Consider the following 14508-nt stretch of genomic DNA (forward strand, 5'->3'; position numbering starts at 1 on the left):
AGGAGAATGATCATGAAACCGAAAAAAACGCTTGGTCAGAAAAAAATATTGGCGGCATCCATGCCTGAATCAGCGGAATTTTGGGCAAAGGAAATGGATCATGCGATACCATCTGTGTATCAGACAGATTTCTATCGCTATGGTGAAACCAACGCCGATCCGAACTATTTTAGTGCGTCCATCAAGTTACCATTCGATTTACGCGAGAAAATCACAGCCGTCTACGCCACAGAAAACACAGGATTAAGCGAAGTTTTTGCCTCTTCTGTGCTGGCTTTATTGTATATCGCGTACAATGGGGTGGCTCAAGATTTAATGGTGAATTATTCCGACTTACGGCCGAAACAAAGCTTGCAAGTGCCCTTGCGTATACAAATGAATGAAGACTGCACGTTCCTATCCTTATTTAACCGTACTCGGGATTGCGTTAAGCGTGTGCAGGAGCACAAGAACTACCCTGTTGATTTGCTGGTACCCAAACAACATATTGATATCAATATCATGCATTTGGGAGTGGATCAAGAGGCGAATCCCAATAGAAATTTCATTCTTGCCTTTGATTTTATCGAAGACCGGGAAAACGGTTTTATTCTGACCGTTACAGGAGATACGTCACGTTATCTTGATGAGTCTATCCAAGATCTCGCAAATAAAATTCACTTACTTCTCGAAAAGTGTGCAGATTCACCGAAGTTAAGCCTGCTTCAGATTGATTTACGTTCCCATTATGATCGTGACATCAGCTTGGCATTGAATTCCACCAGTCAACCTTTTTCTGACACCGTTTCATTGGTAGATTTATTCGACAGGACTTTTGATGCGCAGGCAGTGGAGAATGCCATCATCGGCCGAGATCGTAATGTGACATTTTCAGAACTGGACTGCATGTCGAAACAAGTAGCAGATTTTATTTCCAAAATAAGCGATTCTGAGGATGCTGTAATCGGCATACTTGTTGACCGCTCAGTAGAATTTCTAGCCGGAGTTTTGGGAATTATGCGTGCAGGAAAGGCTTATCTTCCGTTGGATCCTAAGGCTCCAGATGAGAGGAACAGCACAATTCTAAGACAGAGCGGCGCTAGAATCCTACTTTGTTCAGAACGGGATACTAACCGGTTTTCGAATCAGGTCAGAAGCTATGCGTTGGAGTCGATTGACACGCTTGACGTTTCCAATTATCAACCGGTGGTAACCCCTGAATCTCTTGCCTATGTGATTTTCACTTCCGGATCGACAGGGTTGCCTAAGGGTGTATGTGTAAACCACAGAAGTGTCGTAAACCGTATCGAGTGGATGCAAAGATGTTTTCCGCTACAACAAGACGATGTCATTCTTCATAAAACTCCTTCAACGTTTGACGTATCAGTATGGGAGCTCTTCTGGTGGCTTATTGCAGGATGTAAAGTAACACTGCTACCCCCGAATCAGGAAGCAAATCCAGAGACAATACTTGAAGCGATCGAGAGCAATTCGGTTACCACCATGCATTTCGTACCCTCGATGCTGAATGCATTTCTTGACTATGTGGAGAGTATTGGCAGCATCTCTAAGCTCAAATCCTTGCGGCGTGTATTTTGCAGCGGTGAAGCGTTGAGTCCGCATCATGTGCAAAAGTTTTACGCTTTGCTCGATCATGTAGAGTTAATTAACCTATACGGACCCACAGAAGCTACCGTTGATGTGAGCTGCCATATTGCCCAAACCGTTGATAACCCGGTTCCCATCGGCAAACCGATCGATAATATCCGATTGTATATTGTTGATTCCTCCCATAATGAACGCCCTGTGGGCATGGTTGGAGAATTATGTATCGCCGGTGTTGGCGTGTCGCAAGGGTATATTAATGATGCGGCCCGGACTGAAGAAAGGTTTTTGCCCATGCCTTCTCTAGGAGAGGATGTCGTTTATATGACCGGCGACTTAGCAAGGTTGCGGCATGATAGAACGATCGAGTACCTAGGGCGAAATGACAGACAGGTAAAAGTACGTGGTTTTCGGATTGAACCAGGCGAAATTGAACATGCCCTCACGAACCAGATTTACATCAACGATGCCATCGTTCTAAGTCATGCTGAGTCTGACGAAATGTTACATATATATGCATTCGTTGTTTTAGCCGATAAAACGATATCGGAAAAAACCATTGTCTCCGATCTTTCACGTCTGGTTCCGAAGTACATGATTCCAGATAAGGTGATCGTAGTAGAATCGATGCCTCTTACGCCAAATGGGAAGGTGGATAAAGGTGCACTATTAGCACTACGCAATCAAAGGGAAAACCACAGCAAAATTCCACCTTTCTCTAAAGAGGAAAAGCTGATGGCTGAAATCTGGGAAAGGGTGCTTGGAATTGATGAAGTCGGAGTTACAGATAACTTCTTCGCTTTGGGTGGCAATTCCATTAACTTTGTTACAGTGTTGGCCTTAGCAAACGAGCAAGGTCTGAACGTCACCTTCCAACAATTATTTAAACATCCTTTCATAAGGGATTTGTTGAATAATACTAGTGAAACGGAAAATGACAAAGACATCCTATATGACATCACAAACTTTGAACTGCTTTCCGAAGAGGACAGAAGCAAAATCCCGGACGGAATCGAAGACGCCTACCCGATGTCTTTATTGCAAGCCGGTCTTGTTTATCAGAGTATTATTATGCAAGGGGAAAATAACTATCATGACATCGTTTCATACTTGATCAAAGGTGAAATTAATGTTGACCTATTCGGAGAGGCAGTAAGAAGGCTTGTCAAGGAGCAACCCATTTTCCGAACCAGCTATAACCTGCGCGACTTCTCCCAGTACATGCAACTGGTTCACAAGGAGCTTGACCAACTGCCATTAAACGTTCATGATTTACGAGGATTGAAAACACAAGAGGAGCAAGATGAATGGTATGAAGATTGGTTCTGGAAGGAACAGCATCGTCCGTTCAAGTGGGAATCTCCCGGGTTGGTGCAACTGCACATCCACATCTTGCGTGACGACTCGTATCGGTATAACATCAGTCAGCATAATTCAGCATTGGATGGTTGGAGTATGAATAAAGTCCATACTTACCTGTTCCAGACGTATTTCAACCTGTTGAATGGTACTAATGAGAGAAATGTAAAGGTTAGCAGTAATGATCACAACCGTAACTTTATTTATTTGGAGCAGCAGGCGATCAAGTCTCTGGAGCAGCGTGAGTTTTGGAGTGAGATGCTCGAAAATGCGACGAACGGCGTGATTCCGCGATCCAGACCGCCCGAGCAAAACCAAGGGAATGAAGTCATCTTCTATGACGTCGAGCTTCCCGAAGGGCTGTCTGAAAAAATCGTTGATCTGGCAAATGAATTGAAGATTCCTGTCAAGGATATTCTGCTTGCGTCCCATGTGAAGTTTCTGTCCTTATTAACACGGGATCCTGATGTGTTTATGGGTTATGAAATCGGCGGCCGCCCTGAACGTTTGGGAGCAGAGGATGCACTTGGGGTCTTTTTGAATACGATGCCTTTCCGAGTCGTCTTAAATGATCAAGATACTTGGCGCGAACTCACTCGTTCTGTTTATGAAGTGGAGGCAGAAGTCTTGCCATTCAGGCGGTATCCGATGGCAAAGGTGAAAGCGGATGTAGGGAATATGGGGATCTTGTTTGAGACAGTCTTTAACTTCACTCACTTCTACTCCTTGAAAGACATTCGCGATCTCCCAGGTTTTGATTTGATTGATGTGAGAGCTGCCGCCATTACGGAATTTCCGCTTCGTATCGAATACTCCAGACATTTTTACACAGACGAGATTCATCTAAGTTTACATTATCATACTGCAGAGTTTGATGAAGACGACATGGGTATATTCGGAAGAATTTTTGTTCGGATTCTTGAGTCTATTGTTTATCATACGGATGAACGGCACAATGATATGTCCGGGGGAGAGTACTTGGATCGGTTTACCATCTATCCGTGCGAGAATTTAGTTCCAAACACCAGCGGAAGTGAATTCGATCAAGCAGAATTCAATGATTCAATGATGCAAGGCGAATTTCTGGAGGCTGCAAACTCGGTAAAAGATATTTGGTCCAGTGTCTTAGGCATACCGAAAAGCGATCTGAATATGAAAGATGATTTTTTTCACATCGGAGGGAATTCGCTCTCTGCTATGAAAGTGTCTTTGCTTTTGGAGAAACCATTATCATTGAAGACGATTATGCAAAAATCCGTCCTTTATGAGCTGGTTCTTGAAATTATCAATAGCGCAAAGCCTGTCGAAGATACAAACCTTCTCCAGTGTCTTAGTAAATCAACGACTTCCGCACTCAACATTATATTTTTTCCCTATGCAGGCGGAAATGCGCTGAACTTCATTCCAATACCCAAGGCGTTTGAAACAACCGATTCCGATGTCTCAGTTTATGCAGTGGAATTGCCGGGGCATGATCCAAATTCCAACTCAAGTAATCTGATGGATTTCGCAAGTCTTGCGAAGAAGATCGCAGATGAAATCGAAGTAAATATAGGCGAAGAAGAGTTCGTCCTATGGGGGCATTGCGTCGGCACTGCGCTTGCATTTGAGGTAACACGGCAGCTGGAAGGGCGTTCCCGTCCTCCCAAAAGATTATTCTTGGCCGCAAAAATCATCGCTCATCCCAACGAGATCCTTGAGACAATAGAGAATGCGAAACAATTGGTTTTTGCCGATATTGCCAAATTTCATGCCGAATGGACCGGAACCAACGAATTATCGACGCTTGGGGAGGAATATGAGCGTCATTTGGCGAGAGTATTTAAGCATGATTCCATTGAATCGAATCAATACCTGCTCTCCCTGTGGAATAAAATAGGCGATATTTCCTTGCAGACACCATCCGTTGTCGTTGTTACCAAGGATGATCCCGCGACTCAAACCTATATGGGAGAATGGTCAACTTGGTCCCATTGGGTGCCAAATTTAAAACTCAAAGTGTTTGATAGGGGAGGACACTATTTCTTCCGAACGATTCAGTCTGAACTTGCGGAATATTTAATATCCGAAACGGACATCAGTTATCAAACCACTCAAACACGCTGATTTCAGATAGAATGCCGCAGCTTCCTCATCCGCCTGTCAGACGGGCGTCAAGCAGCAAACCGTTAGATGGGGAGCCGCGGCGGTTTATCTTGGAATCTACCCATTTACGAGGAGGATGTGTAGTGTTAAACATTGATAAAGAAAGTTATCCCAATAGTTCATTGCGTGTAGCTGTAGCACAGGCTGTCTCACGTTCTGGAGACATCCCAAAGAATCTTGAATATGCAGCCACCATGATCCGGGAAGCAGCGCTAAAGGGTGCTGATATAATTGTATTCCCGGAAAAATTTCTGACAGGCTATGTGCCGGAGGTCATTATTACAGACCCGGAGCGTTATACACTAACCCATAACGATCCCCGTCTGGAACCTTTACGTAATATCTGTAAGCTGAATAAGATATGTGCAATCATTGGTACTCCAACCCGGTCGGAAGGCAGACTATACATTTCTTCTGTTGTTATCGGCGCATCTGGGGTGGAACTTCTCACTTATCACAAGACGCACCTATTCCATAGTGAAAAGGGGATTTTTCAGAGTGATGACGAGCTGAATATCCTGAATATAAAAGATTGGAATATTGGACTTGGCATTTGTTATGATGCAGGATTCCCGGAGCATTCCCGGGCAATGGCCCAAGCGGGATGCCATGTGTATATGGTAAGCTCCCTCTTCAGTAAAGGTATGGGTTACTTGGAGTCCAGAGTGTGGTTTCCGGCAAGAGCGCTCGATAATACGATATATGCAGTTATGGCAAACCATGCAGGAAAAACAGGGGTATGGGATGCATGCGGCGGCAGTGCGGTTTGGAACCCATTTGGACAACTGATAGAAGAGGCATCCGAAGCTGAATCGGAAATCATTATTGTTGATTTAGACCCTAACATGTTGCGGGAAGCCCGAACGGCAGAACGAATGCTCGCCGATTCTTTGGACATCCGTCATACTCCCGAAAAAATAGTTATGATCAGGATGGGTTCAAATGAGCTCGAGTGAACGCGAAAAATGGATGCGCAAGTTTCATGTATTGGATAAGACATATGGTCGAGTGATTTTTCTGCCTCATGCCGGCGGTTCAGCCAGCTATTATCGGGATCTATGTATGGCTTTAAGTTCAAGCAATATAGAGTGTATAGCCATTCAATATCCTGGCAGACAAGATCGGTTTAAGGAAGAGATGATAGAGAGTATTGAAGAGTATGCTGATATTATTACCGAGATCCTTGTGGGATTGGATGACAAACCAACGATATTGTTTGGACATAGCATGGGGGCTTTAATTGCTTATAATATGTTGGCGAGGCATGAGACGGAACTCTCATTTGTCGATTTATTTGTGGCCTCCGCCCATCATCCACCCAAAAGTAGTGAACCATACATAAAAGGCGATTCAGCGAGTGATGAAAATGTAATTGCTCATCTCAAAAAATTAGGCGGGTTTGATGATCGACTATTATCAGACCCCACTATAATAGAAGTTATCCTTCCAGCAGTGGAAAATGACCTTCAAGCTGTTTCAAAATTTCATATGAAAAGTATTGTAAAGCTTCAGGTTCCCATTGTGTCGGTTATTGGAATGCATGACCCGACAACTGATATAGAATCTACTTCGGAATGGGCGAAATTAACTGCTAAAGAATTCCGTATTGTTCAATTGTCTGGGGGGCACTTTTACTTCGCCAATGAACATACAAAACTAATCAATATCATTTTGCAATTACTAATAAAAGCAGGGGGTGAGCATTAACATCATGAACAATCTCCAGAAGAACTCGAAGTTATTACTTTACGGGCAAGCATTGTCATTCATGGGAGACTACTGCGTATTACCCGCTCTTCTTATCTTATCTACCTATTATCACGATTATTGGGTCACTTCCGGAGTCATCATAGTGAGAAGTATCCCTATGGTTATACAACCTTTTTTAGGTGTACTCATTGATCGATTTAGTCGATTGAAAATCATGTTTTGGACAGACATTTTAAGAGGATTAATATTCTTAAGCGTCACATTGCTGCCTAAAGGAGAATACCCTTCATTTTTTTTACTATTGTTATTGCTTTCATATGGTAGTGGAGTATTTTTCAATCCGGCTAGACTGGCAATAATGTCTTCGTTAGGAGACGACATTAAAACGGTTAATACACTTTTTGCCAAAGCGACGACATTATGCGTGATTGCAGGGGCACTCATCGGTGCAGGTTTCTTGGCTTTAGGATCGGTAAAATCAGCAGTAGCATTTAATGCATTAACCTATTTTAGTTCAGCGATCTTCATCAGTAGGATGAAGATCAGGTCTGAAGTAAGTTTAAAGCAAGATAATAATAAAATTTTCAGTTCCTTTAAGTTGGGAATTAAAGAGATAAGAAATAACCAATTTGTACTAAATGCTGTTCTTACAATGATGATAATGTCCTTGTTGTGTGGAGTAGTATATAGTTACTTCCCAATTGTAAGTGAGTTTATTGGCGAAGGCCAAATCGGTAACTTCATCCTTACCGTCACAATTGGCTTGGGCGGTTTTCTTGGGACACATTTGGTCAACAAATGGGGTTTCAACAGTGATAAAGGTTTGATTTATTTTGTTATTCTCAGTCTCACTTCTCTTTGCGTATTCATGTATTCACCAAGCTTCATAGTCGCATTTATTGCAGCTATTGGTTTGTTTATAGCTCTGGAATACGGTGAAGTGCTTGCTAAGATAAAAGTGCAGGAGAATTCCGGCAATGAAATCCAAGGTCGGATATTTGCTGTTTCAGAAGCACTTATTGGGCTGGCTATATCTATCGGATCTATATTGGTTAACATTACCAATACCATCACCATTATGGGGTTAATCATTTTCAGTATGTTAGGTCTATTTGTACATACCAAATTAGTAAACAAACTGTATGTGTCAACATCGAATGATAAATTCTCAAATTTAGTTTAATGAACAGGAGAAGACGAGGTGGACTACTTGTGAGTGAGAAATCATATTCAGGCAGATGGGAAATTTTTCGGTTTCGACCTTATGTGCTCTATTTCATTGGGCATACCGTTTCTTTGCTGGGAACAGGTATGCAGTTCATTGCCACCAGTTGGCTTGCTATGCAGTTGACCGGAAACAATGCTTCAGTAGCGTATGTTCTGATATTTACCTCACTGCCGGGAGTTGTACTTTCACCGGTTATTGGGGTATTTGTTGATCGGTTTGACCGGAAGTGGTTGGCGGTCTTGATGGATCTGTTCCGGGCAGCCGTTCTTGTTGTTATTCCTTTTCTCTGGTGGGAGGGGCTGTTGGAGCCATGGCATTTGTATACGGCCACTTTCCTTATAGCTCTGGGAGATGAGATATACACGCCGGCTGCTATGTCGCTAATTCGAGAAGTCCTTCCGCCAAAGATGCTCCTGTATGCAAATTCCACCAACGCCATCGCAATGCAAACTGGAGCTATGTTAGGTGCAGGGATAGGGGGAGTGATTGTTAGCCTTTCTTCTGCTGTGGTTGTTATGATCATTAATGCGGTTAGTTTTATAATCTCAGCTCTTTGTATCGTGCTTATTCGCAAAGGGATCGTTCGTCCGACAGAGATGCCCCAAGTGTCAAAGGTAGGATATAGACGCTTCATGTCTGAAATCAGACTTGGCTTATCTTATATCCGTAGTCGCCACAATATTATGATCTTTTACGCCATGATTTTCTTTATACGTATGTCACTGTATACGATTAATGTATTGCTTGGTCCGTTTACCAAAGAGACACTGAAAGTAGGCGCGGTTGGCTTTGGTTATATTGATGCCTGCTTCGCACTCGGAGCTGTGGTGGGCAATTTACTCCTGCCATCAATAACCCGAGCTAGAGGTAATAATTTTGTGATGGTACTCGGGATGATAGGTACAGCCCTATCCATTTTCCTCTTTGGTTTTAGTGAGAGTCTAGGAATAGCGATGTTCTTCTATTTCTTAATAGGTGCATTCTTCCAGGTCGGGATACTTTATATGACACGAGCTCAGGAAGTGACCGAACTTTCTTACCAAGGACGAGTCCATTCAACCTTTAATACTTTTTTCTCCATTCTTTCTCTAGGGATCTATCTGGGGATGGCACATCTGATTGAAATACTTTCCTTCCGTTCTCTCTATCTTCTTCAAGGTATTATTGTCGCCTTTGCGGCCGTTATGGCTTATCATGCACTTTATATCAGACCAAAAAATGTTATGCGGAATGTTTCCACCTAGATGAATTCAACTTACATAGTATTAATATCAGCTTGACACAATAATAAAGCAGGGGTAGTCTGAGACTTTATGCTTAAATCGGAATTTTTCGAATGTCATCAATTTTGGATACCAGCGTGAGGAGACGGAACCTAGTAGACATATGTTCATTTTATGAGCATATGTCTACTATTTTTAAGATACTTATTTAAGATTGGAAAGCCGCATTCGGACAAGTTAACACAGCAGAATCAACGCTACGTATTATACAAGTTGGAGCAGGGGACCTGTTTATCTTTTTTTGGTGGTTTAACAAAGAAAGATGAGAAGGATGTACAAAAAGAATGTGGAAGCTACCCTGCAAAGTTGAAGAATCGAAATTATATACCAGATAAAATGGAAAGATATTTGTCATCAAACTTACCACATATTGTAAATTTAAGAGCGAGCGATTAACTCAAAGATCCGTTGAAAGCTGTTTGATAAATACGCTGTAGCCTTTGGGAAAACTACTTTGGCTTTGGATCCTCTGAGGCATTTATTTGCGACGCGGTATCATCTGGAGAATAACACGTACCTAACAGTCGAAGAGAACGGAATGAATGCTAAACAAATGGACCGATCAACTTACGTTAATACACGTTTTACCGCAGATGAGCTGGGTATTCAGTACTTAACAATTAAGACTTTAAAGACATATTCACAAAACCCGTATTTCCTTTAATATAATTATTTTTTAGTATTTCCTTGATTATATATAACTTCTTATATGATGTGTCATATGATATAAAGATGTAAAATACGATTCTTATGATATTAAGGACTTGTTTTTGTTTTTTATCTGCACACTGATCTATGAAAGTGCGAACGAGGTGACTTCTATCAAGCGTCTCCGGAGGCGCTGGCGCCGGAGTAGTATCTCAGTAGCTGTCAGTAGTTGTTCTACAGACCTCATAGAATATTCACCCAGTGTCAAAATCAAATTCAACACCATACACTCTTCTTTCATTTTCGTTTTAGTAGCCTTCTACATAGACAAACCTTTCCAACAGAGGATAATATAGTGATGAAATTAGCTTTACTTATCATGTGGAGGGAAAATATGAATTATTATGTTTGTAGTCATTGTTTGAAAGATAAATTTCTTATAAAATATGCAGAAGAAAATGCTTCATCAGGTCAACAATGTTTTATATGTAAATCAACTGGTAGGGAAGTAATAAATGTTGAGAATGATTCATTTCAAAACTTATTTAAAGCAGTAATCAGATATCATTATGCAGAGTATCATTATAACCCCCATTTTGGGGGCTATGATAGTGTCGAGCAAATTTTTTGCGATGAAAATCCTATCCTTAATCATAGGTTTCAAAATGAATGGGATAGTGATGAACTTTTTTCGGTTCTACCTAATGAACATAATTCAGATCCCGAAAAGGGTGTTTCGATATTTTATGGATATTTGGATGAAGTTCGTTGGATGTTTTCAACAAATCTACAAGACCATCAATCAACTATAATAAATAAATTTGAGAAAAGGATGCAATCAGAAAATTATTTTTTAATTGAAAAAGATGTGCTTTCCTTACTAAAAAGTAACGAAGAATTTATAAAAAGAAATATCATTAAAGGAACACATTATTACAGAGCTAGAATAGGTCTTGACAAAACTTATTATAATAAAACAAACTTTGATTATTCCGGTATGCAATATTTTTATAAACCCTTTACTAATGAGGCTATTTCAGCTCCACCTCCACCATTGTCAAGTTCAGGTCGATTAAATCGGCAAGGTGTTTCATATCTTTATTTGTCATTGGATATTAATACTGCTATAAGTGAGGTTCGGCCACATCCAGGACATTTAATATCCGTTGGCAAATTCGCTTTGACAAGAGATGTTATTGTTGCTGATTTGTGTGATATTGATCTGAGACTTTTTTGTACTGATGATATGCTTGAAATTTTCGTCGCTTTAAATGATATTGCCAAGAAATTTGCGATGCCTATTGTTCCGGAAGATAGAAATCGGTATCAGATTACTCAATTATTTGCTGAAGTTTTTAGAAAATTGAAATTTGATGGGATTTTATTTAAAAGTTCAGTTACGGGAAGTGAAAATTTAGTATTATTTGATCCTTCACTTGGTGAATACTGTATCGAGGAGTCTGAAGTATACAGTTGCGAAAAAGTTGGTTATGATTTAAAAACTATCAATAAAGGCATTTTGTTTAAACAAGATGATTACGAGGAATGTTGATAGTTAAGTGAAGTTATCTAAAGAAAATGAGTATTGAGGGTATTATGAAAACTATTGAACAAAACAAAGAAGAACATTATAGGAAGCTTTTAGCCGAAAAATGACAAATAATCCTGCTTTTGAGCTAAAGAAAATACCTTCATCTATAAATAAGAATTTGGAAAAGAAAACTTATAAATTTTAACCATACTGTAACGAGCAAACTCTATTTTAATTGTTGTTAATCTTCGAAATTTTAAAGTACTGTAGACTTGACGATTCACACCGCAGAGGTTATGATATTTTTGAATTCTTTCCATTGAATTCTTTCATTTTTGTTTGTATTTCAGCAAACTGCCACGTTATACTAGAGTGGAAAGCCCGCTTATTTCTAGGTGGGCTTATTTTTTTTGTAAGTTTTTTTATCCTTCGCTCAAGACAAGAACTTATAGCCACAGCGAATAGTATTATCAACAAAGGGGATGCTTTTACCGTTTTTTGTTTCATGTGACCATGGTTGCTTTCATGGTGCAGGTAATTATATCAGTGGATCAGAAGTCCTGATCTCGTTCTTCTGGATAGTTAAGAGGGATACATGCTTATGGAAGCATTGACGAGGTTGGAATTGCTCATTCATTGAAGAAACTAATCTTTAGAAGAGTATCACATTAACTTGAAAACGCGAAGGATATGTGGTTCTCGATTCACGTATATTAAACCGAGAAGCTCTCTAAAATTAGATGGGCTATTTTATTTATTTTTACACTAAAATGTTTTTGTGATTTTTATTGAAAAATCAAGGAGTGAGGTATTTGAATTCGCATGAATTAGAATATTTATTTGATGTTATTCTTGATAAGTCAGTCTTTGAGGGCAGGGAAATTGTGAACGAGTTTGATGAACTTGATCGCATAATTTCATATTATAAAAATAAAATAGATACCGCTGATAATAACCAAGCTTACTTGAGCCTTGGACATGAATTATTTGAAAAAAGGATTGACTTTACATACTGCAAAGGTGGATATAGCATAGTTTGGGATATAAATAGAAGTCAAGCGACCATTAATTATTTATTTCAGCAGGGGAATAGAGAAATATATGAACTTACTGCAGAAGAATTATTACCTTTTACTAGAAAAACGATATTAAAAGAAGTCATTTACCATATGCCTACAATAACAACTTACCTGTAATTGTTGTTGACTATACTCCTACTCAAGACCGAATTGTAATTGATGGGAATCATAGGATAATGGCAAGATATGAAAAAAATCCGAAAATCAAAATTAAAACAATAGGAGTGATAGGATTTTTTCAATTGAACTTTATGCCAAATGATTTGTTTCGCAAGCTTTATGCAGTTCATCAAAATCTACATTCAATCATAAATTATATGCTTGGAGCAATTTCATGGGAAGAACTACACACAGATGATTGGTTGCTCCAGGGAACAACTGATTTAGAATGGATGAAGGACTATTTTCATCAGAAAGATGGAATTCGTTTCTAAAATAAATCTATGCTATTAAAAAAGATATGCCGTAATTCCGATAGCAACTTGGTAACATATATCTGTATCTAGATAGTCTGCAAAGTTCGATTTGAGACTGCAACATGGTATCATAAATAGAAGTTACTAAGTTGCTGTCGCAGATGTTATTATGTTGCTGTCGTTAGACATTTATTATTATTGGCCTGTCCAATGACACAAAGTTACCTACATAAATCTCGGTTCTGCAAAATTCTATCAGCCGGAAAACAATCCTAACGCGAGCTCCTACACGTATGGATACTGGACAAACACGGTCTCATAAGATATTGTCATCGGGAGTACACCCACGTGGCTATCTGCGTGGGTGTACTAAGTCCAGAAACATTTGGGGAAGGAGAAATCTTTAATGAACAACTCAAATCAAATGCTACGTGCTACGGTAATACTCATGACAATCACTATGTTGTTGATGTTGCTAGTCGGATGCAATAACAACAATGTGCCTACTGAAACTATGAACCCCAGCACTGATTCGAGTTCAACACCAACTTCAACCTTACCTCAAACACCTTCACAGATCCCAAGTCCGACACAAATCGGAGAAACTAAAACTTTTAGTTATGGCGGACTCAAACTTGAAGTAACAAATGTCTACGAAGTTCGAACCGAAAGCATGAATGATGACGGAGGTAATCCATGGGAATATAGTGTTTTTGTCTGTTATCCCAGCGCAAGTGTTACCGTTTTACCCGCCGATATGAGTGATGTTAATATTACTGCCGATGGAAAGTCTCATGCAAATTGGGGTGTTCTCTTGGCATCTGGTGGACGGAATGATATCGTGGACAACATGAATTCATTTAATATTACCCCTGATATACTCGGTATTTATAACCTCGAATCGAGCATGTATGTATTGAAATTAGAGATGTAGTATCGAGATTAACGAGACGTCTATTTGGGGAATTGACCGTAATACCGGAGAGGAAAGTCAATTGATTAATCCTGCCTATAACAACGATATTATCGGGTTCATAAATGATAGCAATGTTGTTGTAGGAGCACTCAGTGACACGCGTATGATTGATGTTTAGAAAAGCCCAGTTATCGGGCTTTTCTTTTTTTATGAGGGCTTTTTTTTGTCACGAAATATTGCACAAAAGTGCCTACATTGTGGTTTTTTGACACCAATTAACCCACATAATGATGGATATAGGTTATTTCAAAAGTTGAACCACATAATAAATACATTAATTAGCAAAATGTAATAAATAAGAGCCCAGAATTTAAACGCAAAGAGCTTGTACAGAAGGCTTTTGGAACTGGCATCACTTTACTGCGTGATTATCAGGAAACTAAGGAAATACTCGTAGTTATCTTAGAGTAAGTCGAAGAAGTAACTAGGAGGGAGCGAAAAATAATGATGGAACTGTCTCGCTATCTATAGGTTATTCTCATTCGCTCAATAATAGAGTGTTTTTGTTAGTTTTTTAATAACTAAGTCATAGATATCTTGTAAAGAAAA

The 14508-nt window shown here is 39.7% G+C and carries 9 protein-coding genes and 1 pseudogene; all 10 read left to right on the forward strand.

Features of this window, described 5'->3' with window-relative positions; translation table 11 throughout:
* Positions 1–12: 12 nt before the first annotated feature.
* The 10 genes and pseudogenes from J2T20_RS17945 to J2T20_RS17985 all read left to right on the forward strand — a co-directional run bounded on the left by J2T20_RS17945 (position 13) and on the right by J2T20_RS17985 (position 13917).
* Entirely contained in the window at positions 13–5049 is a 5037-nt protein-coding gene (locus J2T20_RS17945) for a non-ribosomal peptide synthetase (protein WP_307590693.1), read from the forward strand.
* A 122-nt stretch (positions 5050–5171) separates the two neighbouring features.
* Positions 5172–6044: a carbon-nitrogen hydrolase family protein gene (locus J2T20_RS17950; protein ID WP_307590695.1), complete on the forward strand. Its 873-nt coding sequence runs from the start codon at positions 5172–5174 to the stop codon at positions 6042–6044.
* Positions 6031–6795: a thioesterase II family protein gene (locus J2T20_RS17955; protein WP_307590697.1), complete on the forward strand. Its 765-nt coding sequence runs from the start codon at positions 6031–6033 to the stop codon at positions 6793–6795. The genes J2T20_RS17950 and J2T20_RS17955 overlap by 14 nt, the downstream gene beginning before the upstream one ends.
* 4 nt (positions 6796–6799) lie before the next feature.
* Entirely contained in the window at positions 6800–7981 is a 1182-nt protein-coding gene (locus J2T20_RS17960; RefSeq protein ID WP_307590700.1) for an MFS transporter, read from the forward strand.
* 29 nt (positions 7982–8010) lie between these two features.
* Entirely contained in the window at positions 8011–9270 is a 1260-nt protein-coding gene (locus J2T20_RS17965; RefSeq protein WP_307590702.1) for an MFS transporter, read from the forward strand.
* A gap of 206 nt (positions 9271–9476) precedes the next feature.
* Positions 9477–9575, forward strand: a pseudogene (locus J2T20_RS25815) (hypothetical protein); the annotation flags it as partial.
* Positions 9576–10351: 776 nt separating this feature from the next.
* Positions 10352–11509 (forward strand): RES family NAD+ phosphorylase, encoded by a 1158-nt coding sequence (locus tag J2T20_RS17970; RefSeq protein ID WP_307590704.1) that lies wholly within the window; start codon positions 10352–10354, stop codon positions 11507–11509.
* Between the two features lie 791 nt (positions 11510–12300).
* Positions 12301–12684, forward strand: a complete 384-nt coding sequence (locus J2T20_RS17975; RefSeq protein WP_307590706.1) for a hypothetical protein — start codon at positions 12301–12303, stop codon at positions 12682–12684.
* Positions 12685–12743: 59 nt separating this feature from the next.
* A complete protein-coding gene (locus J2T20_RS17980) occupies positions 12744–13001 on the forward strand; it encodes a hypothetical protein (RefSeq protein ID WP_307590708.1) in 258 nt (85 codons plus the stop codon).
* A gap of 388 nt (positions 13002–13389) precedes the next feature.
* The gene (locus J2T20_RS17985; RefSeq protein ID WP_307590709.1) at positions 13390–13917 is read left to right on the forward strand and encodes a hypothetical protein; all 528 of its coding nucleotides are present in this window, start codon (positions 13390–13392) and stop codon (positions 13915–13917) included.
* The last annotated feature ends 591 nt before the right edge of the window (positions 13918–14508 follow it).

The organism is Paenibacillus wynnii (assembly GCF_030812855.1).
In the GTDB taxonomy this organism is placed as follows: Bacteria; Bacillota; Bacilli; order Paenibacillales; family Paenibacillaceae; genus Paenibacillus_AQ; species Paenibacillus_AQ wynnii_A.

Excerpts from the sequence above, each read along its gene's own strand:
- J2T20_RS17945 (WP_307590693.1), top strand. The coding sequence starts at position 13 with ATGAAACCGAAAAAAACGCTTGGTCAGAAAAAAATATTGGCGGCATCC.
- J2T20_RS17955 (WP_307590697.1), top strand. The coding sequence starts at position 6,031 with ATGAGCTCGAGTGAACGCGAAAAATGGATGCGCAAGTTTCATGTATTG.
- J2T20_RS17960 (WP_307590700.1), top strand. The coding sequence starts at position 6,800 with ATGAACAATCTCCAGAAGAACTCGAAGTTATTACTTTACGGGCAAGCA.
- J2T20_RS17970 (WP_307590704.1), top strand. The coding sequence starts at position 10,352 with ATGAATTATTATGTTTGTAGTCATTGTTTGAAAGATAAATTTCTTATA.
- J2T20_RS17980 (WP_307590708.1), top strand. The coding sequence starts at position 12,744 with ATGGCAAGATATGAAAAAAATCCGAAAATCAAAATTAAAACAATAGGA.
- J2T20_RS17985 (WP_307590709.1), top strand. The coding sequence starts at position 13,390 with ATGAACAACTCAAATCAAATGCTACGTGCTACGGTAATACTCATGACA.